This is a genomic window from Vibrio anguillarum, from assembly GCF_001989995.2.
Classification (GTDB): Bacteria; Pseudomonadota; Gammaproteobacteria; order Enterobacterales; family Vibrionaceae; genus Vibrio; species Vibrio anguillarum.
The window spans coordinates 97,731-122,189 of sequence record NZ_JAHGUP010000039.1 but is presented as its reverse complement, the minus strand read 5'-3'; the positions used below and the strand labels follow the sequence as shown (position 1 = coordinate 122,189).

Genomic DNA, 24,459 nt, shown 5'->3' with positions numbered 1-24,459 from the left:
CACTCCGATACTTCTTTAGCGTCAGTGGCTCAAACCTTGTTTAACGCTTTTGAAGGCCATTACACTTTGCTTGCGATTCCATTTTTTATTTTGGCTTCCAGCTTTATGTCAACCGGAGGTGTGGCAAAACGCATTATCCGTTTCGCTATCGCTATGGTGGGTTGGTTTCGGGGAGGGCTTGCGATTGCTTCGGTAGTGGCCTGTATGATGTTTGCGGCGCTGTCAGGTTCTTCACCGGCGACAGTGGTGGCGATCGGCAGTATTGTTATTGCTGGAATGGTCAAAAATGGCTACAGCAAAGAGTTTGCCGCTGGGGTTATTTGTAATGCTGGCACATTGGGCATCTTGATCCCACCTTCGATTGTGATGGTCGTGTACGCAGCCGCGACCGATGTATCGGTAGGGCGCATGTTTTTAGGTGGTGTGATCCCAGGTTTATTAGCGGGTTTGATGCTGATTGTTGCTATCTACATTTTTGCACGAATTAAAAACCTGCCGAAACAACCTTTTGTGGGTTGGAAAGAAGCGATCTTCGCCGCCAAAGATGCCAGCTGGGGTTTGTTGCTGGTGGTGATCATTCTCGGCGGGATTTACGGTGGTATCTTTACGCCAACCGAAGCGGCTGCGGTGGCAGCGGTATACGCTTTCTTGATTGCCAATTTTGTTTACAAAGATATGGGGCCGTTCGCCGACAAAGAAAATACCAAACCTGCCTTGGTCAAAATCGTGCAAGCCTTTTTCCATAAAGATACGCAAGCGACTTTGTTTGATGCAGGCAAACTGACCATCATGCTGCTGTTTATTATCGCCAATGCATTGATATTGAAACATGTTCTGACCGAAGAGCGCATTCCGCAAATTATTGCCGAATCGATGCTTTCCGCCGGTCTCGGGCCTATAACATTCTTGATTGTAGTCAACATATTACTGCTACTTGGTGGTCAGTTTATGGAGCCATCAGGGCTGCTGATCATTGTTGCTCCATTGGTCTTCCCCATCGCCATCGCACTCGGTATTGACCCCATTCACCTTGGGATCATGATGGTGGTGAACATGGAAATAGGGATGATCACACCGCCCGTCGGGTTAAACTTGTTTGTCACCGCAGGGGTAGCCAAAATGTCGATGATGAATGTGGTGAAAGCGGCGCTACCGTGGGTGGCGATTATGTTCCTATTTTTGATGATTGTGACCTACGTGCCTTGGATTTCCACTTGGTTACCAACCACCTTAATGGGGCCGGAAATCATCACTAAGTAACCAAAATGCTGACCTGAAATTTCTATGGCTGCGGCATGTTATTAGAGCTCTATATTTTATAGAGCTCTTTGTCTAATCCGTAACGCTGCATTTTGTCGTACAAAGTTTTACGCGGTACGTTGAGTCTTTCCATTGTTTCATTGATACGCCCACCACACTCAATCAATGCTTGTTCAATCACTGATTTTTCAAATTCGGCCACTTGTTCGACTAAATGGGTGGGTAATTTTTGTGATGGCTCGCTGTCGCCTAACTGAGCCAGTTTCCCCAATAGCACATAGCGCTCTGCGGCGTTGCGTAGTTCGCGCACGTTTCCCGGCCAGTCATGGCTGATTAAGCACTGCATTTCAGGTTGAGAGAGTGCGGTTGCCGCTTTACCGTAACGAGCCGCGGCCACTAACAAAAAGTGATGGAAAAGCGCAGGAATATCCTCTTTACGTTGGCGAAGTGGTGGAATATCTAATGTGACAATGTTTAAGCGATAGTAGAGATCTTGACGAAAGGTGCCTGCTTGAGCTGCTTGCTTTAAATCGACTTTTGTTGCGGCGATGACTCGAATATCAAGAGGAATCAAGGTGTTGGACCCGACACGTTCAATGACTCTTTCTTGCAATACGCGTAATAAACGAATTTGTGCCTGCATTGGCATTGATTCAATCTCGTCCAGAAATAAGGTGCCGCCTTGTGCATGTTCAAATTTGCCAATGCGTTTGGTTTCTGCGCCAGTAAAGGCGCCTTTTTCATGGCCGTAAAGTTCACTTTCTATCAAGTTCTCAGGCACTGCGCCGCAGTTCAGTGCGACGAAATTGAGCTCGCGGCGAGAACTCTGCTCATGTAACGAGCGAGCAACCAGCTCCTTTCCTGTGCCAGTTTCGCCAAACAGTAGAATGTCAGCCTGAGTGTCGGCGACATGAGTGATGGTGTCCCTTAACGCTTGTATGTTGCCAGTATTACCGATAATGCGTGGTCCAAGAGTTTGGCTCGCTTTTAAGCTGCGTTTTAGCTGTTGATTTTCTAACGTTAAGTGGCGTTTTTCTATCGCGCGGTGGATGGTTTCTATCAAGCGTTCAGTAACAAAAGGTTTTTCGATAAAATCGTATGCGCCATCGTGCATCGCTTGTACGGCCATCGAAATATCGCCATGTCCTGTGATCAAAATAACAGGGACCTCAGCATCTTGATGATGAATCGAGTTGAGTAAGCTCTGGCCGCTGAGGCCAGGTAAGCAAATATCACTCACCACCACAAGAGGCAGCCCGTCGGCTTTGGCCGCCAGTAAGGCTTCTTCCGCACTGGAAAATAACCGCGCTGTGAGGTCGGCGAGCTCGAAACTTTGCGCAATGGCGATACGGATATCCGCCTCATCATCGATAAAAAATACATCACACATTGGTTGTCCTTAACTGCTTTTTATCTTTAAACCATACTTTGTCTGTAAATCACACGCTTGGCGTAACGATCGGTAGAGAGACTGAAAATCGCGCCCCACACTGCGGTGAACTGGTCATCGTTAACTCACCGTCCATGCTTTGTATTATCTGCTGTGAAATCGACAAGCCTAAGCCTAAGCCATTTTTTTTCGTGGTGAAAAACGGTTCGAAAAGATGGGCTATTTTTTCTTGTGTAATTCCCGGGCCGTTATCATCAATATGGATCAACATTTGAGAGGCCTTGCACTCAGTGCTCAAACGAACGCATTTTTGATGTTGTTCTTCAAGGGCCTGCATCGCGTTGGTTAGCAAGTTAATCAAGACTTGTTCTAGTTGGATTGGATTGACACGCACCCAAAGATCCATCGCGGGTAATTCCATTTCAAACTGAATCAAATTCGATTTAAATTGCGGTTGCATCAACTCTTTTGTCGACAAAATAATCGGTAATAATTGCGCGTTCACTTTCTCATCGGTGTTACTTTTTCGCGCAAACGATTTGAGCTGTTCACTGATTTTAGCCATGCGTTCGGTGAGCGCTGAAATGCGAGTCAAGTTGTCATCGGTCCGTTCCGGCTTACCATTGGCTAAAAAACGCCGCCCATTGTCGGCAAAACTGCGGATAGCGGCCAGTGGATTATTCAGCTCGTGACTAATACTGGCGGACATTTGACCAAGCACAGCCAGTTTCGCAGCTTGGATCAATTCATCTTGAGTTTGGCGTAACATGCTCTCTGTTTTACTTCGCTCCGCAATTTCCGCGTGCAGTGCAGAGGTTCGCTCCATCACCAGAAACTCTAATTTTTGTTTTGCTTCAGACTGTAACTGTTCGATTTGGCGGTGATGAACCAGTAATAGCCCTAAGTAGACGATGGCAAACAGCATGCTGTTGATCAGAGTAAATCCAAAGCTATCCCAGAAAATGTTTATTTTGGGCGATAAAACCCGAATGTTGAGCCCGATACTGGGCAGCGGTTTGGTTGAAACGATGAAATCGCCTTTAATCCAAGTTTGATAAGGATTTTCCCATTCGGCAACGGATGCATTGAAATCGCCGATCAATCCGAGTGAGCGAATAGAGGTATCAAGATATTGGCGGCTATTTTGAACCGCAATTCGATCGCTTTCGCTCAGCATGGCAACACTTTTAAACAGCCACTCCGGTTGGCTGGACATGAAAATAATGTTGTTGTTGTCGGTGGCGACAAAATAGCTTTGTTTGCTCTGCCAGTTTTCCTCAATCGCGGAAAGATCCATCTTCACTACCACTACGCCAATGACATCCGCGGCATAAACGATAGGGTAGGAGTAGTAATATCCTCGTTGCCCCGATGTTGATCCTAACGCAAAATATTGGCTCTCTTGTCCAGTTATGGCCGTTTTAAAGTAAGGCCGCCAAGCGAAGTTTCGGCCAATAAATGAATGAGTGAGGTGCCAGTTACTTGCTGCGATCGTGTTGCCATATTGGTCGATGAGGTAGGTGTCAGCGGCTTGAATCACTTCATTGACCTGTTCTAAATAGCGATTAGTGATTTCAATTTGGGCGCTATTGCTGGGGCTGTGTAAAGCGTCAATGAGTTCTTTATCTTTGGCTAGCAATCTTGGGATATGTGCATATTTATCAAGTTTTGTGGTGATGTGGCTAGAGAATCGCTCTAGCTGAGCTTGATGTTCAATCAATAAACTTTGGTAGTTGTGCCGCCAAACAAAATGCGCCCCAGCCGCGGTAGACAAAAGGAATAACGTTACAAAAATAAGGTTTACTCGGCGAATATGTAGCATCCTTTCTCCATGTTCAGCGGCGCGACAAGGGCGGTTCTTTTGCGAGAGATATCCATTTTTGCAAGTGATAATGCTCCCAGCATTGACTCATAATTCTACTGGTTTTCCTTTGGGTGATGTTTAAAAAGAGCGCAATTGTGGGGTGCAAAACAGGAGCAAGATCTCTTTTTACGCTTTTGGGGTAAAAAAAGCCTCGATTCCCTTGAAAAAGCCTTTATTGTCCCCATTTCAAAACTGTGCTTTTTCACGTTGGTGGAATTTTTAGCACTTAGAAAGCAATTTAGGGTACGGAATCATCTCTCTGCGGTGATTGGCTCGACAGCACTGATTCTGGTCGGTAGAATGTCGCGTCTAAATTTTCTGTCCTGAGACTAATCAGAGATACCTTTTGTGATGCATTAGAGTCTCTAAAGATATCGCTTATTAGTCCAATATTGGGTCTTTTGGCCAATGTTGATGCTGGTTTTAATATAAGTGTTCGGATAGAGCACAACACAAGGATGCAGCCAAGCACAAGGCATCGCCTAAGTTGCGGCTCATATTGCTCAGAAATACTGGGCCAGTTTTGAGGTTTATAAATAATGCAAGTTACTGTTGAAACGCTAGAAGGCCTAGAGCGCCGTCTGAATATTACTGTTCCTGCTGCTAACATCGAAGATGCAGTTACAAAAGAGCTACGCAATATCGCTAAGAATCGTCGTTTCGATGGTTTCCGCAAAGGCAAAGTGCCTTTGAAAATGGTTGCGCAAATGTACGGTAAAGCGGTACGTCAAGACGTCATGGGCGAAGTGATGCAACGCCACTTCATTGAAGCTATCGTAAAAGAGAAAATCAACCCAGCAGGCGCACCAACATTCGCACCAGTTTCTATCGAAGAAGGCCAAGACCTTGTTTTCAATGCAACTTTTGAAGTATATCCAGAAGTTGAGTTAAAAGGTCTAGAAAACATCACTGTTGAAAAACCAGCGGTTGAAGTGAAGGAAGAAGACGTTGCTGAGATGCTAGAAACGTTACGCAAGCAACAAGCAACGTGGAAAGAAGTAGACGCAGCTGCGGAAGCGGGTTCGCGCGCGACGATCGATTTCGTTGGTTCTATTGATGGCGTTGAGTTTGAAGGCGGTAAAGCTGAAAACTTCCCTCTAGAAATGGGTGCAGGTCGCATGATCCCTGGTTTTGAAGACGGTATCGTTGGCAAAACCAAAGGTATGGAATTTGAAATCGACGTTAACTTCCCTGAAGATTACCACGCGGAAAATCTAAAAGGTAAAGCGGCGAAATTCGCAATTAAAATCAACAAAGTTGAAGTGCGTGAATTACCAGAGTTAAACGACGAGTTCGTTGCCAAATTCGGTGTCGCTGAAGGTGGCGTTGAAGCGCTGAAAGCTGAAGTTCGCAAGAATATGGAACGTGAACTTAAGCAAGCAGTAAAAAACCGCATTAAAGAGCAAGCGATTGAAGGTCTAGTAAAAGAGAACGATATCAATGTTCCTTCTGCACTGATCGATCAAGAGATCGACGTACTGCGTCAACAAGCTGCACAACGCTTTGGCGGTAACCCAGAAGCGGCCGCTCAACTACCACGTGAATTGTTCGAAGAACAAGCAAAACGTCGCGTAGTGGTTGGCCTACTTCTTGGTGAAGTGATCAAGTCTGAAGAGCTAAAAGCTGACGAAGATAAAGTGAAAGCATTGATCGAAGAGATGGCAACAGCGTACGAAGATCCAGCTGAAGTAATGGCATACTATTCTCAAAATCAGCAAATGATGAACAACATGCGTAACCTTGCTCTAGAAGAGCAAGCAATCGACGCGATCATTGCTAAAGCACAGGTTTCTGAAAAGGCTGTTAGCTTCAATGAGCTAATGAACCAGCAACCTGCTTAATAAGCAATATGTAGCGTAGGTGGTTGACTACAGGTTAACTATTCTGCTAACAATGGTCCGTGTGATACCCATCATTCGGGCCATTTATTTTAGGGACATAACAATATGAGCTACCAAGAAAAAAACGCAATGTCGCCAATTTTTGACGCGCTAGTACCCATGGTGGTTGAGCAGACTTCCCGCGGTGAGCGCTCATACGATATTTATTCTCGCCTACTCAAAGAACGAGTGATTTTCTTAACGGGTCAAGTTGAAGATCACATGGCTAACCTTGTTGTAGCGCAGCTGTTGTTTTTAGAATCGGAAAACCCTGATAAAGATATTTTCCTCTACATCAACTCGCCAGGAGGTAGTGTGACTGCTGGTATGTCAATTTATGACACCATGCAGTTCATCAAGCCGAATGTTAGCACTGTTTGTATGGGCCAAGCTTGTTCAATGGGAGCATTCCTATTGGCTGGTGGCGCTCCGGGGAAACGTTATGTGTTGCCTAACTCACGCGTGATGATTCATCAGCCGTTAGGTGGTTTCCAAGGGCAAGCTTCGGATATCCAGATCCATGCTCAAGAGATCCTTACCATCAAGCAAAAACTCAACAAATTGCTTGCTGAGCATACAGGCCAACCGCTTGAAGTTATCGAGCGTGATACCGACCGTGATAACTTTATGTCTGCTGACCAAGCTGTGGAATACGGTTTAGTCGATGCAGTCTTGCGTCACCGCGGCGAATAACAGTTCTCAGAATTGTTTAACGCATTTTGGCGTAATTTGAGTTACACTCAGACGATTAAAAGTAAAGGCTAAGAGGTTAGCGAATGACAGACAAAAGCAAAGAGAGCGGTAGTAGTAAACTGTTGTATTGCTCTTTCTGTGGCAAAAGCCAGCACGAAGTTCGCAAGCTGATCGCCGGTCCTTCTGTTTACATCTGTGATGAATGCGTTGATTTATGTAACGACATCATTCGTGAAGAGATTAAGGATGTTCTGCCAAAAAAGGAATCTGAGGCGTTACCTACGCCGCATAAGATCCGTGAACATCTTGATGACTATGTGATTGGCCAGGAACATGCAAAAAAAGTGCTCGCAGTGGCCGTATATAATCACTACAAGCGTTTACGAAACGGTGATAAAACGAGCGATGGGGTTGAGTTAGGTAAGAGTAATATTCTTCTTATTGGCCCAACAGGTAGTGGTAAAACACTGCTTGCAGAAACATTAGCTCGTTTCCTAGACGTACCTTTCACAATGGCAGACGCCACCACATTAACTGAAGCAGGCTATGTTGGCGAAGATGTTGAAAACATCATCCAAAAGCTGCTGCAAAAATGTGATTATGACGTTGCAAAAGCGGAACGTGGTATCGTCTACATCGATGAAATTGATAAGATTTCTCGTAAAGCAGAAAATCCTTCAATTACCCGAGATGTCTCAGGTGAAGGGGTTCAGCAAGCGCTGTTGAAATTGGTGGAAGGCACTATCGCTTCGGTTCCGCCGCAAGGTGGCCGTAAGCATCCACAACAAGAGTTTTTACAGGTAGACACATCCAAAATCCTCTTTATCTGTGGTGGTGCATTTGCGGGCCTAGATAAAGTGATTGAACAACGTGTTGCGACAGGTTCAGGTATTGGCTTTGGTGCGGAAGTTCGCTCTAAAGATGAAACCAAAACTATCGGTGAGTTGTTCAATCAAGTAGAGCCTGAAGATTTGGTAAAATATGGGTTGATCCCTGAATTTATCGGTCGTCTTCCCGTAACGGCTACCTTGACAGAGCTGGATGAAGAAGCACTGATTCAAATCCTGTGTGAGCCGAAAAACGCGCTGACGAAACAGTACGCAGCCTTGTTTGAGTTAGAGAACGTTGACCTAGAGTTTCGTGAAGACGCATTGCGCGCCATTGCAAAAAAAGCAATGAACCGCAAAACGGGCGCACGTGGTTTACGCTCAATATTGGAAGGTGTACTACTCGAAACCATGTATGAACTGCCATCGGTAAACGATGTCAGCAAAGTGGTTATCGATGAATCAGTCATTAATGGTGAATCACAACCGCTACTAATTTACAGCGGAAATGAGAGCCAAGCGGCTGGCGCAGAGTAAATCTCAATCAGAAATATTTAAAGGAGGTAGCAAATACCTCCTTTTTTTTATTCTGTTATTGAATCCAGTGAGTTAGCCCCCATATACTCGGTAATCAGTTGAAGCGGAAGAGAGAATAATATGAACTTGGAACGTTCCGAGCGTATCGAGATCCCCGTACTACCTCTACGTGACGTGGTGGTTTATCCTCACATGGTCATTCCTTTGTTTGTTGGCAGAGAAAAATCCATCCAATGCCTTGAAGCGGCGATGGATAACAACAAGCAAGTGTTACTTGTGGCACAAAAGCAAGCGGAAACCGACGAACCGAAAATTGAAGATCTTTTTGAAGTCGGGACAGTTGCAACGATTTTACAACTTCTGAAATTACCTGACGGTACCGTGAAAGTGTTGGTTGAAGGCCAACAGCGAGCGAAAATTGATCGCTTCATCGAGCGTGAATTTTTCTCCGCAGAAGCGCAGTATCTTGTCACTCCTGAGTTGGATGATAAAGAGCAGGAAGTCGTCGTTCGCAGCGCAATCAACCAATTTGATGGTTTTATCAAACTCAACAAGAAAATCCCGCCTGAAGTATTAACGTCGTTAAATGGGATTGATGAAGCAGCGCGTTTGGCTGATACCATCGCCGCTCACATGCCATTGAAATTGATTGAAAAACAAAAAGTTCTCGAAATTGTTGATGTCAGTGAACGTTTGGAATTTTTAATGGGACAAATGGAAGCGGAGATCGATCTATTACAGGTTGAAAAACGCATTCGTGGTCGCGTTAAAAAGCAGATGGAAAAATCTCAGCGTGAGTATTACCTCAACGAGCAGATGAAAGCGATTCAGAAAGAATTAGGTGAGATGGATGACGCACCTGATGAATTTGAAATGCTGAAGAAGAAGATTGACGATTCCAAAATGCCGCAGGAAGCGCGCCAAAAAACGGAACAAGAGCTACAGAAATTAAAGATGATGTCTCCAATGTCTGCAGAAGCAACCGTTGTGCGTAGCTATATTGATTGGATGGTCAATGTTCCTTGGGCAAAACGTTCAAAAGTTAAGAAAGATTTGGCAAAAGCTGAAGAGATTTTAAATGCCGATCACTACGGTTTAGATCGTGTCAAAGAGCGTATTTTAGAATATCTCGCGGTACAAAGTCGTATCAACAAGCTGAAAGGGCCAATTTTGTGTCTTGTTGGTCCCCCGGGCGTTGGTAAAACGTCTCTTGGCCGCTCGATAGCGGCGGCAACAGGTCGACAATATACCCGTATGGCGTTAGGTGGAGTGCGTGATGAAGCAGAAATTCGTGGTCACCGCCGTACTTACATTGGTTCTCTGCCGGGTAAATTGATTCAAAAAATGGCAAAGGTTGGCGTGAAAAACCCACTTTTCCTGCTTGATGAAATCGACAAAATGTCTTCAGATATGCGTGGTGACCCATCTTCCGCATTGTTGGAAGTTCTTGATCCTGAACAAAATAGCACCTTTAACGATCACTATTTAGAGGTGGATTATGATTTGTCTGATGTCATGTTTGTTGCGACATCAAACTCAATGAACATCCCAGGCCCGCTGCTTGACCGTATGGAAGTTATCCGCCTTTCTGGATACACAGAAGACGAAAAGCTGAATATTGCGAAACGCCATCTAGTGACTAAGCAAGTTGAGCGGAACGGTTTGAAGCCTCATGAAATTGTTATCGAAGATTCAGCCATCATAGGTATTATCCGTTATTACACGCGTGAGGCGGGCGTACGAAGCTTAGAGCGAGAGATTTCAAAAATTTGCCGTAAAGCGGTTAAGAAAATCTTGTTGAATAAAGATGTAAAAACCGTGGTAGCCAACCAAGAGAATTTAAAAGAGTTTCTAGGTGTGCAACGTTGCGATTTTGGCAAAGCCGACGACAGTAACCAAATTGGCCAAGTTACGGGTTTAGCATGGACAGAAGTAGGCGGTGATTTGCTGACTATTGAAACCGAATCAATGCCTGGCAAAGGCAAGTTGACGCAAACTGGTTCTCTGGGCGAGGTGATGCAAGAATCCATTCAAGCTGCGATGACGGTGGTTCGCGCACGCGCCGAGAAATTAGGGATTAACGCTGATTTCTATGAAAAACGCGACATTCACGTTCACGTGCCAGAAGGCGCAACACCAAAAGATGGCCCAAGCGCGGGTATTGCTATGTGTACGGCGCTTGTCTCTAGCTTGACGGGTAATCCTGTGAAAGCGGAAGTCGCGATGACGGGTGAGATAACGTTGCGTGGTGAAGTATTACCTATCGGTGGTTTGAAAGAAAAACTGCTCGCAGCACATCGTGGTGGTATCACCACCGTATTGATCCCAAAAGAGAATGAGCGTGATTTGGAAGAGATCCCTGCAAATGTGATTGCTGATCTAAAAGTCATTCCCGTTCAATGGATTGATGAAGTTTTGAAGATCGCACTTGAACGAGACCCTTCTGGGGTTGAATTTGAAGCTAAAAAATAGTGATGTGCAGCAAAAATAAGTAAAAGATCACGCTGATAGGCTTAAAAAGGCTTGTCAGCGTTTTTTTTGGGCGCTAACGTAAGCCCCTATAGCTTGCAGCCCAGATGTAATAAGGCTTCAAGCTAGTTTGGGAACTTAATGGAACGAAAAGTCACCGTTAAAAAATAATAATGGGTGACGCAAAGGGGAATCACAGTGAATAAAACACAATTAGTAGAAAAAATCGCAGAAAACGCTGACATCTCTAAAGCATCGGCAGGCCGTGCTCTTGATGCATTCATCGAAGCCGTTAGTGGCACTCTTCAATCTGGCGATCAAGTAGCGCTTGTTGGCTTTGGTACATTTAGCGTTCGCACTCGTGCAGCGCGCACGGGTCGTAACCCTAAAACGGGTGAAGAGATCCAAATCGCAGAAGCAAAAGTACCTGCTTTCAAAGCAGGCAAAGCGCTTAAAGACGCTTGCAACTAATCAAAATCGTTATTTTTTGCGGCTTAAGCGCAAAATTAATTCGAACCTTTTGAAATTATGCGCATCCTACTGATGCGCATTTCTTTTTCTGATATTATCGCGCTATTCAATTTTTAGGCTGAAGTGTGAAGCTTCTTATCCGGAGAGCAGTTAGATTATGATGGATCGATTACGCGAAGGCGTGAACAGCATCGCGGTGAAAATTATTCTAGGAATGATTATCTTATCATTCGTATTCGCAGGTGTCGGTAGCTACTTGGTAAGCGGTGGCAGTAATGCTGCGGCTAAAGTTGGCAATAGTGAGATTGGCCGTGGTGAATTTGAACAAGCGTACCAGAACGAGCGCAATCGCATGCAATCCCAATTAGGGGATTATTTTGCTAACTTGCTCGCTGATCCTCAGTATGTCGAGTCATTTCGTAAGTCAGTGCTTGATCGTATGGTTAACGATTTATTGTTGGAGCAGCATGCACAATCACTAGGTTTACGAGTGAGCGATGATCAGGTTCGTAAAATGATTTTAGACATGCCTCAATTCCAGACAGGCGGTAAGTTTGACCAAGAAATCTATCAAGCGGCTCTTCGCCGTGCAGGTTTCTCTGCTGAAAGCTTTGCAGAATATCTACGTCGTGATCTTATCCGTAACCAGTTACTTAGTGCTATCCAAGGTAGTGAATTTACGTTGCAGGGTGAGGTTAATCAGCAAAGTGAACTGATCTCTCAAACCCGTGATATCCGTGCGCTCACATTGTCACTCAACGACTTTGCTAAAAATGTTGAGTTGAGTGATGAAGAAATTACTCAATATTATCAACAAAATGCAGAGCGCTATACCCGTCCAGAGCAGGTTAAAGTGGCTTATATCGAGCTTTCTGCCCAACAATTGAAAGACCAAATTGTAGTGTCTGATGAACAGGCCGAGCAGTACTACCAAGAGCATTTAGACAAATACTCCACTCAAGCACAGCGTAAAGTAAGCCATATTTTGGTTCAAGGTGATGATAAAACTAAAGCGCAGGCGATTCTCGATGAACTGAATGCTGGCGCTGATTTCGCGACTTTAGCGAAAGAAAAATCAGAAGACGTAGGAAGCGCAGAAGAGGGTGGTTCGCTAGGTTGGATTGAACATGATGTGATGGACCCAGCTTTTGAACAAGCAGCCTTTGCTATCGAACAGATAGGGGATATCACAGGGTTGGTCAAATCTGAATTTGGCTATCACATTATCCGTCTTGATGATGTTAAAGCCCCTATCGCACAGCCCTACGCACAGGTTGCCTCTGAAATCAAAGCTGAAATGGTAGACCAAAAGGCCGCAGATCAGTTTTATGAGTTGCAGACTAAGCTAGAAAAAGTGGCATTTGAATCACCTGACTCTCTGGATGAAGCAGCAAACGCTATCTCAGCTAAGATTCAGAAAACCGATTTTATTTCTCAGCAAGATGCGCCTGAAATTCTTAAAAATCCAGCTGTTCTTCAAGCTATTCTAAGCCCAGAGGTAAAAGAAGATAGGCTCAATTCTGAGGTATTAGAAGTTGCCCCAGAACACGTTATCGTTGTTCGTGTTGATGATGCTCGGGAACAAATAGTTCTTCCTTTGGCTGAAGTGAAAGAGCAAGTGGTTACTCAGCTTTCTAAAGTCAAAGGCGAACAACAAGCGATTGAGTTAGCCACAAAATTGATTGATACGCTAAAGCAAGGTGACCAATCCTTATTGGAACAGCGTGGGTTAAAATTTGCTGAGTTGGAAATGATTGATCGTAGCTCTCCATTGGCGAGTACGGTGTTTTCTCTCCCTAAACCCGCTACAGATAGTGTGGTTTACGGTCAAGCGAAAGCAATGAACGGTGATATTGTTCTTGTTGAACTACATAAGGTTGAGGCTAAAGTCACACCTCAGTACAACGATCAAATTACGGCTCAGTTAGAGCGCATCGGTAGCCAACGTGATTTGGCTGCGATACTTACAACTTTGCGTAAAAATACAGACATTGAATATTATGTTGTGAGCCAATAAAGGCTAGTAATGTAATTGATATGAAACTCAAAATGGGCTGCTTATGCAGCCCATTTCAATTTCTACCTTTTTGATTCCCTCTCATTTCCAAGCTCAATTAATATTGGTACCCATTAATAAACAAGGAAATGTTCATATGAAATTGAAAACAAAACTCGGATTGTTACTTCTAAGTATCGTATTGCCTCTTTCACCGACATTAGCAGAAGAAAAGGTGGTAGAAACGCACCAAGGCATTGAAATTACGGTTAATATAAATCAGGCTTCCGCTGAGGAAATTGCTACTTTGTTGAAAGGTATTGGACTTAAAAAAGCACAAGCGATTGTTGAATATCGTCAACAAAATGGCGATTTTAAAACCAAAGAAGATCTGAGCTTGGTGAAAGGCATTGGTGCCGTTACTGTCAGGCAAAACGCTGAGCGTATCATTTTATAAAAGTCTCTATCAAAAGCGTCGCCCCCTAAAAGCGACGCTTGTATCACTGTGAAATTTCAGTCATATCACCATTCCTTCCTAGCGCCTGTAACGGATAAGCACTATAATTTGTCGCCGACAAAAGCGAGCAAGCAAGCCGCATAAAAACTAAGTGGAGTAAATCATGTCCTCTCACACTCCGGTAATTACCGTAGATGGACCAAGTGGTGCAGGTAAAGGCACTCTTTGTATGTTGTTGGCTAAGAAATTAGGCTTTCATTTGCTCGATTCTGGAGCTATTTACCGCGTTCTTGCATTGGCGGCGATTCACCACGGTGTGGATACGGAGTCGGAAGAAGCGCTTGTTCCTCTGGCGACACATTTAGATGTCCAATTTATCGCAGAAGGCGACTTGGTTAGAGTGATTCTTGAAGGTGAGGACGTATCGAAAGAATTGCGCAAAGAAGAGACAGGAATGGCGGCATCAAAAGTAGCGGCATTGCCTAGAGTTCGTGAGGCATTATTACGTCGCCAACGAGCCTTTGCGAAAGGGCAGGGACTGGTTGCTGATGGACGTGATATGGGCACAGTTGTGTTTCCTCAAGCAGAAGTGAAAATATTCCTCGATGCCAGCGCGCAAGAGCGAGCCCAACGTCGCTTTAAGCAGTTGCAACTCAAAGGGCTAGATGTTAAATTTGACGCCCTTTTAAGCGAGATCCAAGAGCGTGACGACCGAGATCGTAACCGCCCAGTGGCCCCATTACGCCCTGCAGAGGATGCGCTATTGCTTGACTCAACCTCAATGTCTATCGACGAAGTTGTAGAAGAAGCATTACAATATGTAGAATCTAAGCTGGCAGAGTAGTTCTGCTAGGTAAGAGCGTCGGTCGCAAGGATGATGACTGGCGAATTTAATAACCCCATGCGGTAGGATACCCATGGAAGTTTAATTATTGAAGATTAAATAAATGACTGAATCTTTTGCTCAACTCTTTGAAGAGTTTTTAAACGAAACACAATTTCAACAAGGTACAATCGTTAAAGGTACTGTAGTCGCTATCGAGAATGGTTTCGTTCTTGTTGACGCTGGTCTTAAGTCTGAGTCTGCTATCCCTGCTGAACAGTTCAAGAACGCTGCTGGCGAACTTGAAGTTGAAGTTGGTTCTGAAGTAGACGTTGCTCTAGACGCTGTTGAAGATGGTTTCGGTGAAACTCAACTTTCTCGTGAGAAAGCTAAGCGTCATGAAGCTTGGATCGTTCTTGAGAAAGCTTACGAAGAAGCTGAAACTGTTATTGGTATTATCAATGGTAAAGTTAAAGGTGGCTTCACTGTTGAACTAAACGGTATCCGTGCTTTCCTTCCAGGCTCTCTTGTTGACGTGCGTCCTATCCGTGACACTACTCACCTAGAAAACAAAGAGCTAGAGTTCAAAGTTATCAAACTAGACCAGAAACGTAACAACGTTGTTGTTTCTCGTCGTGCTGTTATCGAATCAGAAAGCAGCGTTGAACGTGACGAACTTCTTGAAACTCTACAAGAAGGCACTGAAGTTAAAGGTATCGTTAAGAACCTTACTGACTACGGCGCATTCGTTGACCTTGGTGGTGTTGATGGTCTTCTACATATCACAGATATGGCTTGGAAACGCGTTAAACACCCATCAGAAATCGTTAACGTTGGTGACGAAATCCTAGTTAAAGTTCTTAAGTTTGATCGTGATCGTACTCGCGTATCACTAGGTCTTAAGCAACTTGGCGAAGATCCATGGGTAGCTATCGCTAAGCGTTACCCAGAAGGTCATAAACTATCTGGCCGTGTAACAAATCTAACTGACTACGGCTGCTTCGTTGAAATCGAAGAAGGCGTTGAAGGTCTAGTACACGTTTCTGAAATGGATTGGACTAACAAGAACATCCACCCATCTAAAGTTGTTAATGTTGGCGACGAAGTTGAGGTTATGGTTCTTGATATCGACGAAGAGCGTCGTCGTATCTCTCTAGGTCTTAAACAGTGTAAAGCTAACCCATGGCAGTCATTCGCTGAAGCGCAAGCTAAAGGCGACAAAGTTACTGGTAAGATCAAGTCTATCACTGACTTCGGTATCTTCATCGGTCTAGACGGCGGCATCGACGGTCTAGTTCACCTATCTGACATCTCTTGGAACGTTCCTGGAGAAGAAGCGGTACGTGATTACAAGAAAGGCGATGAAATCTCTGCAGTTGTTCTAGCAGTAGATGCAGAGCGTGAGCGTATTTCTCTTGGCGTTAAGCAAATGGAAAACGACCCGTTCAACGCATATGTTGCTGATAACAAAAAAGGTACTCTAGTTAACGGTACTGTTACTGCAGTTGACGCGAAAGGTGCTACAATTGAACTTGTAGACGGCGTTGAAGGTTACATCCGTGCTTCTGAAGCATCTCGTGACCGTATTGAAGATGCGTCTCTAGTCCTAAGCGTTGGTGACAGCGTTGAAGCGAAATTTACTGGTGTAGACCGTAAAAACCGCGTAATCAACCTATCTATCAAAGCTAAAGATGAAGCTGATGAGCAAGAAGCAATGGCTACTCTGAACAAAGCTGATGAAGGTGCGTTTGGTAATGCTATGGCTGATGCATTCAAGGCTGCTAAAGGCGAATAATCTAACTCGCTAAAAGGGGCCGTAAGGCTCCTTTTTTTTCAGTTAGTGCCTACTTTGATAAGTAATGAGGGAAACTATGACTAAGTCTGAATTGATAGAAAGACTCTGTGCTGAGAAAACGCACCTATCTGCTAAAGAAATTGAAGACGCTGTGAAAGATATTCTTGAACATATGGCATCAACTTTAGAAAGCGGAGAGCGAATCGAAATTCGCGGATTTGGTAGTTTCTCTTTGCACTATCGTGAGCCTAGAGTAGGTCGTAATCCTAAAACCGGTGATAAAGTGGTGTTGGATGGCAAATTCGTCCCTCATTTCAAGCCAGGTAAAGAGTTACGTGAGCGAGTTAATGAGAATATCTAAAGCGATTTAGAGAGTATTCTAAAAAACGGCATACAGTTTAAGTATGCCGTTTTTTTAAGAAAGGAATCCATAATAGACATGGTTTGTAAGGCCATTTTCCTGCATAATCAGACCAGATCAATACTGGATAGGTAGTGGCATATGAAAATTATAAAAATCGTTCTAATTCTTGCACTTTTTTTGATTGCTTTAGCATTAGGGGCTCAAAATCAAGCAGTTGTGACGTTTAACTATTTGATCGCTCAAGGCGAATTTCACCTGTCTACTTTACTTGGCACTGTCTTTGTCTCTGGTTTTTTACTTGCTTGTTTACTTGGCAGTAGCTTCTACTTCAAGTCTCAGTTGCAAGTTAGAAAGTTGAATAAGCAACTGAAAAAGCAAACAGCAGAGAACAGCTCTGTAACAAGTAAAGCGTAGTGAAATAAAGGCTGACTTGATGTTAGAAATTCTCTTCTTGCTATTACCGATTGCCGCCGCCTACGGCTGGTATATGGGAAATCGCAGTGCTCAGCAAGATAAGCAGAAACACTCTCACCAAATTTCTCGTCAGTATGTGACGGGTCTTAACTTACTGCTTTCTGATCAATCAGATAAGGCCGTTGACCATTTTATCGAGCTACTCCAAGTAGACAATGAAACGATTGACACCCACTTAGCGCTGGGCAACTTATTCCGTTCAAGAGGAGAGGTTGATCGTGCTATCCGCATCCATCAAAATCTCATATCTCGTTCAAGTCTTACTATTGACCAAAAAAATCTCGCCTTACAACAATTGGCAAAAGATTATATGGTGGCAGGTTTTCTCGACCGCGCTGAAAAAATATTTGAACAACTGATTGAAGAGCCCGAACACAAAGAAGCGGCGTTGCAACAATTGGTTTCTATTTACCAACAGACTCGAGAGTGGCATAAAGCTATCGATTACGCTTATGCGTTGGTAAAATTAGGCAGAAAAAGGATGCACAGTGTTATAGCCCATTTTTGGTGTGAACTTGCAATGCAAGAGAAGGCTGAAGGACGCGATAGCAAAGCGATTCAATATCTTAAAAAAGCGCTGTCTGAAGATCCGAAATGTGTACGCGCAACGATCTCTTTAGGTAAGCTGTATCTTGAAAATGATGACTACCGTCATACAATCCAGTATATGCAAATGGTCTTGGAGCAGGACATTGATTTTATCGGCGAGGTATTGCCTACGCTTGCTGAGTGCTATCACCATATTGGGAAAGAGGGTGAACTTGTTGAGTTTTTACGCGAGTGCATTATCAATGAAGCTGGAGTGTCAGCTGAACTGATGCTCGCACAGTTGGTGGCACAACATGATGGTGCTGGAGCAGCACAGGAACTTTTGACACGGCAATTGGTTAAAAATCCGACCATGAAGGGCTTCTACCGTTTAATTGACTACCATCTCATCGAAGCGGAGGAAGGTCGAGCGAAAGAGAGCTTGTCGACCTTGCAAAAATTGGTAGGTGAGCAACTAAAAGTAAAACCTCACTACCGATGCAGAAAGTGTGGTTTCTCAACTCATTCTCTCTACTGGCACTGCCCATCATGTAAGAATTGGGGTTCAATTAAACCTATCCGTGGTTTGGATGGTGAATAGAGTTCATGTACTGGAGTTACTGATCGACTCGAAAACTGCAGCTTATGAAAGCTGCATTTTTTTAGCTTAATTATTTTAGGAGTGAAAATGAAAGACCAGAGAGTAATTGTGGCGTTGGATTATGAGCAACAAGCGGAAGCGTTAGCTTTTGTTGATAAAATTGACCCCAGCAGCTGTCGATTAAAAGTGGGTAAGGAGATGTTTACCCTGTTTGGTCCCGATTTTGTGCGTGAGCTACACAAAAGAGGTTTTTCGGTATTCTTAGACCTAAAGTTTCATGATATTCCCAACACGTGCTCTAAAGCCGTACGTGCGGCGGCTGAGCTTGGCGTATGGATGGTGAATGTTCATGCCAGTGGTGGGGAGAGAATGATGTCGGCGTCTCGCCAGATTCTTGAACCTTATGGTAACGATAGACCACTACTTATTGCTGTCACAGTACTAACCAGTATGGAACAATCTGATCTTCGTGGTATTGGCATCGATGTTGCGCCTAAAGAGCATGTAATGCGTCTGGCTAGCCTAACTCAAAATGCAGGGTTAGATGGAGTGGTATGCTCAGCTCAAGAAGCGCACATGCTTAAGAGCCATCTTGGTCAAGAGTTTAAATTAGTTACGCCAGGGATTCGTCCTATTGGTTCTGAAACAGGAGACCAAAGACGTATTATGACTCCGAGTGAGGCCATAAAAGCTGGTTCAGATTATCTAGTCATCGGTCGCCCAATTACTCAGGCAACAAGACCGGATGAAGTCCTAAAAGCGATAAATGATACGTTAATTTAAATTAATGTTTTCTTTACGTTGTTGTATGAAAAAGGTCGCTTATGCGACCTTAAAAATACTTCCTAATCAAAAATAATGGGCTACCATTTTTTCTTTTCACCAAACAGTGCTTCCATATCACTATTTCTCTCGTTATCTTCAATTTGTTGAAGATCCGTTGCACTTTTTGTTTGGCGTCGTTTTTCTAAGTCATCATACATTGACTGAAGTTTTTCACGAGCTTGATTGGAATAAGCATCATTTTTTGAGCTCAGAACATCGATCCCTTTACGCAATAGCTGAATCGCAGTTCCGGGTTGCCCACGAACGATCGAATCATTTGCCCGCTTAACAACATTTTCAATGTTGATTCGAATTTGTATTGTTTCTAGACGCGCATTTTCAGCGACGTAAGATTGTGTTTCAAAACGTCCTTTATTGTGCTCACTACGAATCGTGTCTCTTAAACGTTTCACTAGTTTAAGCATAATCAAAGCTTGTTTATCGCTGGTGGGTACTTTAAACGTTGTACTGTCACCACTTGGGTGGTTTTCTTGTAAATGCTTAATTTGCCCTTTCATATGCTCAATGCGTTGTGCTAACTGCTTATTTTTCGGGTCAAGCTCATACATACTAAGTAGGGCATCAAGGATACGGGTATTTAAACACACTAAGAGTTCTTTACTAAACGGCATGTGGTGTGCGTTGCCGATAAGGTCTTCTGTCGCATCAATAATGGCGATATATCGAGTCGACTCCTGCTTTTTAGCTGACTCGACCTTTACTTTGTATTGAAGCATGATGTTATAGCCAAGGACTAACACCAGCAAAACTGCTACAAGAGCAATGATTAAACCTATATTCATATAATCCGTATCTTTATTAGAATTCAGTGGCTAGCAATTAAGAATACACGATCCTTAGTTATCACTACACCTTCAAATTGACTATTTTTATTATTCCTGTTTTAACCCCTAAAAACTGCCTTTTATTGCTTAGATTGGGCGATAGTTGGCAAAAATTTAGTCAGCTACGCAAAATACTTACTTTTTTCTTCGCTCTTGAATCATCAAGCTTTGAATTGAGAGTGTTAAGCGTTATAACTAATAATTATAAACTATGATTGAAAGATCTGGATCTTTGATAATGGATTACGGGGCCAATAATGAAGTTACAGCAGTTAAAATATATTGTTGAAGTGGTTAATCACAACCTGAATGTCTCAGCAACTGCGGAAAGCCTTTATACCTCTCAGCCAGGCATTAGTAAACAGGTTCGTTTACTCGAAGATGAATTGGGTATTCAAATTTTTGAGCGTAGCGGTAAGCACCTGACACAAGTCACGGGTGCAGGTGAAGATATTATTCGTATCTCACAAGAGATCCTTTCACGTGTGGAAAGCATTAAGGCCGTGGCAGGGGAGCATACGCACCCTGAGATGGGTACGCTGAATATTTCAACGACTCATACACAAGCTCGCTACGCGTTACCTGATGTAATCAAAGGATTCACTGCACGTTATCCGAAAGTGTCGTTACACATGCACCAAGGCACTCCAAGTCAGATGTCGGAAGCGGTTGCAAAAGGTACCGCTAATTTTGCGATAGCAACAGAAGCGCTTCATCTGTACCAAGATGCCATCATGCTACCTTGTTATCATTGGAACCGTTCTATTGTTGTGCCAAAAGATCATGCTCTTGCAAAAAAAGAACGGGTAACGATTGAGGATTTAGCCGCGTATCCATTGGTCACTTACGTGTTTGGTTTTACTGGTCGTTCAGAGTTAGACACTGCATTTAATCGCGTAGGGTTAACGCCGCGAGTTGTCTTCACCGCCACCGATGCGGATGTGATAAAAACTTATGTCCGAATGGGAATTGGGGTGGGTGTTATCGCAAGTATGGCGATAGATAAATCACGCGACACCGATCTTATCGCGATTGATGCCAGCCATCTTTTTGGTGCGAGCACGACTAGCATTGGGTTTCGCCGAGGTACATTCCTGCGCTCTTATATGTTTGACTTTATGGAACGTTTCGCGCCTCATCTTACTCGCCCTGTCGTCGAACGGGCTACCTCGTTAAAATCGAATATCGAAATAGAAGAGATGTTTAAAGACATTGAATTGCCAGTTCGTTAAGCAAATTTCGATCATTTAAAACGAAACACTTTCTAATTAAACCATCACCTCCTAGAATTGGCCTTTCTAGGGGGATGTATGCGCGCGCTTTTCAAACATATCGATGCTTTTTTAATTGAAAACCAACGTTTTTGGCGATTTGAGCCCTTTCATCATAGTGGCTTAGACAGTTCACCTTGGAAACATTCAGATCATAGGCTGGATCAGTGGTTGCAAACGCTATCTTTGGACAGTATCGATAGCTTAAAGTCATCGCCGCAAGCGCTCATTGAGCAACTTCATCCGTATATCGAGGGGTTAAAAGAAGCGGATATCATGATTAGGCTTCAAGATGCCCCTCGTAATACTCAGCAAGCACTCAGCCCTTACTTAGAGCAGGGGATCCCTGGCAGAAAGCTAGAACAAATTCGTTTAATGAGCGAATCACTCCTCTCTAGGCATTCAGGAACGGAATGGCTAGAGTGGTGCGCGGGTAAAGGCTTTTTAGGTCGAATTATCGCAGCGCAGTCAAAACAAAAAGTCACTAGTTTTGAATATCAGTCGCAGCTCTGCCATGCAGGACAAGCATGCGCCGATGAACATGATCTTCCGATGCAATTTATTCAAGGGGACGCTTTTGAGCCGCAAGCGTTTGGCGTTTTCAATACCAATCAGCATGCCGTCGCTTTACATGCCTGTGGTGATCTCCATGTTCGCCTACTCGAATATTCCGTTGCTCATCGCTTGCCTGCGATTACGTTTTCACCATGTTGCTACCATTTAATCAAAGCCGATAGCTACCAACCCATGTCCAGCTATGGTCGTACTTCTTCTCTTGCCTTGTCCAAAGAAGAGCTGCGTATTCCGCTGCAAGAAACCGTTACGGGGGGAGAGCGGGTTCGCCGTCATCGTTTGCAAGAAATGACGTTTCGTTTGGGTTTTGATTTGTTGCTAAGATCTGAGCTTGGGCATCATCAATATTGCCCAATTCCGAGCCTCAAAAAATCACAACTAGCCGAAGGATTTTTAGCTTTTTGTTATTGGGCGGCGGCACAAAAAGGCATCGCATTACCAGAAGTGGATTGGCCTGCTTATGAACGTAAAGGCGAGCAGCGTTTTTGGCAGATGGAAAGGATAGGCTTAGTACAACAGGCATTTCGCCGCATGATTGAGCTTTGGTTGGTATTGGATAAGGCACTTTATCTTCAAGAGCAAGGCTATGAGGTGCAGATTGAGCAGTTTTGCGCTAGGAAAGTAACGCCACGCAATATATTGGTTCACGCTTTTAAAAAATGAAAGCCAAGCGCATGACGCACTTGGCTAAGAATTGAGAGCTTTACCGCAAATTGTTATCGTTAGTTAAACAGAGCGATAGCTTCAGATGGGTCAAGATATTCAAGGTTGAAACTCTCGGCGACCTCTTTACAGGTGACTTTACCGTGTATCACGTTTAAACCTTCTAGGAATCCTTTATCCTCTAATAATGCACGTTGATAACCTTTATTGGCCAGTTTAACAATGTAAGGCAACGTAGCGTTATTCAAGGCGAAAGTTGATGTGCGAGCCACAGCGCCTGGCATGTTTGCGACGCAGTAATGAACGACGTCATCAACGATATAGGTCGGGTCATCATGAGTGGTAGCATGTGAGGTTTCAAAGCAGCCGCCTTGGTCAATTGCCACATCAACGACCGCAGAGCCAGGTTTCATTCTAGAAATCAGATCTTTAGTAACGAGTTTAGGAGCTGCTGCTCCGGGGATCAGTACTGCGCCTATTACTAAATCGGCTTCGAGGACGTATTTTTCAATCGCATCCTTTGTTGAATACACGACTTTAGCGTGACCTTGGAACTCTTCATCGAGTTTACGCAGCATATCAACACTTCGGTCGAGAATCGTCACATCTGCACGCATTCCGACGGCAATTCTGGCTGCGTTGGCACCGACGACACCACCACCAATCACCACCACTTTTGCTGGTGCGACTCCGGGTACACCACCCAGTAACAAACCACAGCCCGCGTGTGATTTTTCTAAACACTGCGCACCTGATTGAATAGACATTCGACCAGCGACTTCAGACATTGGTGCTAATAGTGGCAAGCGACCCATATTATCTGTTACAGTCTCGTAGGCTATACAGACAGCTTTGCTCTTGATTAGCTCCTCAGTTTGTGGAAAATCTGGAGCTAGATGTAAATAGGTAAATAAAATTTGGCCTTCGCGGAGCATTGCTCGTTCAGCAGCCTGAGGTTCTTTGACCTTAACAATCATTTCTGCTTTCGCAAAAATGTTAGAAGCAGTAGGAAGAATGGATGCGCCTACAGCGATGTAATCATCGTCTGAAAAGCCGATGCCGGAACCGGCATTTGTTTCAACATAAACTTGGTGACCGTGTGAGACAAGTTCGCGCACGCTTGCGGGAATCATGCCCACACGATATTCGTGGTTTTTGATTTCTTTAGGAACTCCAATGATCATCCTGACTCCTTAGGTTTTTTTGGTTGTTATAACTATATGTAGGGTTGTTGTTTCGAATTTGTGACTAGTATAGATGTGAATGTGTAAAATTTGATACTGAATATTAAAAAGTTGTAGTATATATTTTTGCAAGGAAGTAATAAGGTGGAATAAAAAATGGCAGACAACTATAAAAGGCCGTCCAAGGATTTAGACCGTATCGATCGCAATATTTTGAATGAATTGCAGAAAGATGGTCGTATTTCGAATGTAGAATTATCAAAACGAGTGGGTTTATCTCCAACCCCCTGTTTAGAGCGTGTACGTCGTTTAGAGCGTCAAGGTTTCATTACCGGTTATACCGCGTTGTTGAATCCACAATATCTTGATGCTTCGCTGTTGGTATTTGTGGAAATTACATTGAATCGCGGTGCACCTGATGTGTTTGAACAGTTTAATACTGCGGTTCAAAAACTGGATGACATTCAAGAATGCCATCTTGTTTCGGGCGATTTTGACTATCTTCTCAAAACTCGAGTATCTGACATGGGGGCGTATCGTAAATTGTTGGGTGATACGCTATTGCGTTTGCCCGGAGTCAATGACACGCGCACTTATGTTGTGATGGAAGAAGTGAAGCAAAGTAACCAGTTGGTTATCAAAACTCGATAACGCCAGATTGTCTGAATA

At 43.9% G+C, this 24,459-nt stretch carries 21 protein-coding genes; 17 read left to right on the top strand and 4 right to left on the bottom strand.

Features of this window, described 5'->3' with window-relative positions; translation table 11 throughout:
• The coding region (locus PL85_RS10700) for a TRAP transporter large permease (protein ID WP_215809351.1) at positions 1 to 1,260 on the top strand (1,260 nt) is incomplete at its 5' end.
• Positions 1,261 to 1,309: 49 nt separating this feature from the next.
• On the opposite strand, the gene PL85_RS10695 is transcribed toward PL85_RS10700, so the two are convergent.
• A complete protein-coding gene (locus PL85_RS10695) occupies positions 1,310 to 2,650 on the bottom strand; it encodes a sigma-54-dependent transcriptional regulator (protein ID WP_115339672.1) in 1,341 nt (446 codons plus the stop codon).
• Between the two features lie 49 nt (positions 2,651 to 2,699).
• Positions 2,700 to 4,472, bottom strand: coding sequence for an ATP-binding protein (locus tag PL85_RS10690; RefSeq protein ID WP_115339673.1), 1,773 nt, complete (start codon positions 4,470 to 4,472; stop codon positions 2,700 to 2,702).
• Positions 4,473 to 5,053: 581 nt separating this feature from the next.
• Here PL85_RS10690 and tig point away from each other — a divergent pair.
• The 13 genes from tig to pyrF all read left to right on the top strand — a co-directional run bounded on the left by tig (position 5,054) and on the right by pyrF (position 19,212).
• Positions 5,054 to 6,355, top strand: a complete 1,302-nt coding sequence (gene tig, locus PL85_RS10680; RefSeq protein WP_013857186.1) for a trigger factor — start codon at positions 5,054 to 5,056, stop codon at positions 6,353 to 6,355.
• 105 nt (positions 6,356 to 6,460) lie between these two features.
• Complete coding sequence (gene clpP, locus PL85_RS10675) at positions 6,461 to 7,087, top strand: ATP-dependent Clp endopeptidase proteolytic subunit ClpP (RefSeq protein ID WP_010317461.1); 627 nt, start codon at positions 6,461 to 6,463, stop codon at positions 7,085 to 7,087.
• A gap of 83 nt (positions 7,088 to 7,170) precedes the next feature.
• Positions 7,171 to 8,451, top strand: coding sequence for an ATP-dependent protease ATP-binding subunit ClpX (clpX, locus tag PL85_RS10670; protein WP_013857185.1), 1,281 nt, complete (start codon positions 7,171 to 7,173; stop codon positions 8,449 to 8,451).
• A gap of 120 nt (positions 8,452 to 8,571) precedes the next feature.
• Entirely contained in the window at positions 8,572 to 10,923 is a 2,352-nt protein-coding gene (lon, locus tag PL85_RS10665) for an endopeptidase La (RefSeq protein WP_088728763.1), read from the top strand.
• Between the two features lie 195 nt (positions 10,924 to 11,118).
• Complete coding sequence (locus PL85_RS10660) at positions 11,119 to 11,391, top strand: HU family DNA-binding protein (RefSeq protein WP_026027116.1); 273 nt, start codon at positions 11,119 to 11,121, stop codon at positions 11,389 to 11,391.
• Positions 11,392 to 11,548: 157 nt separating this feature from the next.
• On the top strand, positions 11,549 to 13,408 hold the full coding sequence (gene ppiD / locus PL85_RS10655; RefSeq protein ID WP_115339674.1) for a peptidylprolyl isomerase: 1,860 nt from the start codon (positions 11,549 to 11,551) through the stop codon (positions 13,406 to 13,408).
• A 136-nt stretch (positions 13,409 to 13,544) separates the two neighbouring features.
• Entirely contained in the window at positions 13,545 to 13,844 is a 300-nt protein-coding gene (locus tag PL85_RS10650) for a ComEA family DNA-binding protein (RefSeq protein ID WP_017047776.1), read from the top strand.
• Between the two features lie 163 nt (positions 13,845 to 14,007).
• Positions 14,008 to 14,688 carry a (d)CMP kinase gene (gene cmk / locus PL85_RS10645; protein WP_013857180.1) on the top strand — a complete coding sequence of 227 codons (681 nt, stop codon included), beginning with the start codon at positions 14,008 to 14,010 and terminating at the stop codon, positions 14,686 to 14,688.
• A gap of 103 nt (positions 14,689 to 14,791) precedes the next feature.
• Entirely contained in the window at positions 14,792 to 16,462 is a 1,671-nt protein-coding gene (gene rpsA, locus PL85_RS10640) for a 30S ribosomal protein S1 (protein WP_013857179.1), read from the top strand.
• A 76-nt stretch (positions 16,463 to 16,538) separates the two neighbouring features.
• Positions 16,539 to 16,823: an integration host factor subunit beta gene (gene ihfB / locus PL85_RS10635; protein ID WP_010317449.1), complete on the top strand. Its 285-nt coding sequence runs from the start codon at positions 16,539 to 16,541 to the stop codon at positions 16,821 to 16,823.
• Between the two features lie 141 nt (positions 16,824 to 16,964).
• Positions 16,965 to 17,240, top strand: a complete 276-nt coding sequence (locus PL85_RS10630) for a LapA family protein (protein WP_017044598.1) — start codon at positions 16,965 to 16,967, stop codon at positions 17,238 to 17,240.
• Between the two features lie 19 nt (positions 17,241 to 17,259).
• Entirely contained in the window at positions 17,260 to 18,429 is a 1,170-nt protein-coding gene (gene lapB / locus PL85_RS10625) for a lipopolysaccharide assembly protein LapB (protein WP_026028046.1), read from the top strand.
• A gap of 87 nt (positions 18,430 to 18,516) precedes the next feature.
• Positions 18,517 to 19,212: an orotidine-5'-phosphate decarboxylase gene (gene pyrF / locus PL85_RS10620; RefSeq protein ID WP_088732182.1), complete on the top strand. Its 696-nt coding sequence runs from the start codon at positions 18,517 to 18,519 to the stop codon at positions 19,210 to 19,212.
• Between the two features lie 80 nt (positions 19,213 to 19,292).
• On the opposite strand, the gene PL85_RS10615 is transcribed toward pyrF, so the two are convergent.
• A complete protein-coding gene (locus PL85_RS10615) occupies positions 19,293 to 20,057 on the bottom strand; it encodes a DNA repair protein (RefSeq protein WP_115339675.1) in 765 nt (254 codons plus the stop codon).
• A gap of 299 nt (positions 20,058 to 20,356) precedes the next feature.
• Between PL85_RS10615 and cysB the strand changes: the two genes are divergently transcribed.
• Both cysB and PL85_RS10605 read left to right on the top strand, forming a co-directional pair.
• Positions 20,357 to 21,331: an HTH-type transcriptional regulator CysB gene (gene cysB, locus PL85_RS10610; RefSeq protein WP_010317444.1), complete on the top strand. Its 975-nt coding sequence runs from the start codon at positions 20,357 to 20,359 to the stop codon at positions 21,329 to 21,331.
• Between the two features lie 78 nt (positions 21,332 to 21,409).
• On the top strand, positions 21,410 to 22,606 hold the full coding sequence (locus PL85_RS10605) for a methyltransferase (protein ID WP_088721120.1): 1,197 nt from the start codon (positions 21,410 to 21,412) through the stop codon (positions 22,604 to 22,606).
• Positions 22,607 to 22,665: 59 nt separating this feature from the next.
• On the opposite strand, the gene ald is transcribed toward PL85_RS10605, so the two are convergent.
• Positions 22,666 to 23,790: an alanine dehydrogenase gene (gene ald, locus PL85_RS10600; protein ID WP_017041996.1), complete on the bottom strand. Its 1,125-nt coding sequence runs from the start codon at positions 23,788 to 23,790 to the stop codon at positions 22,666 to 22,668.
• Between the two features lie 156 nt (positions 23,791 to 23,946).
• Here ald and lrp point away from each other — a divergent pair, with 156 nt between their 5' ends.
• On the top strand, positions 23,947 to 24,441 hold the full coding sequence (gene lrp / locus PL85_RS10595; RefSeq protein WP_010317439.1) for a leucine-responsive transcriptional regulator Lrp: 495 nt from the start codon (positions 23,947 to 23,949) through the stop codon (positions 24,439 to 24,441).
• Positions 24,442 to 24,459 lie beyond the last annotated feature (18 nt).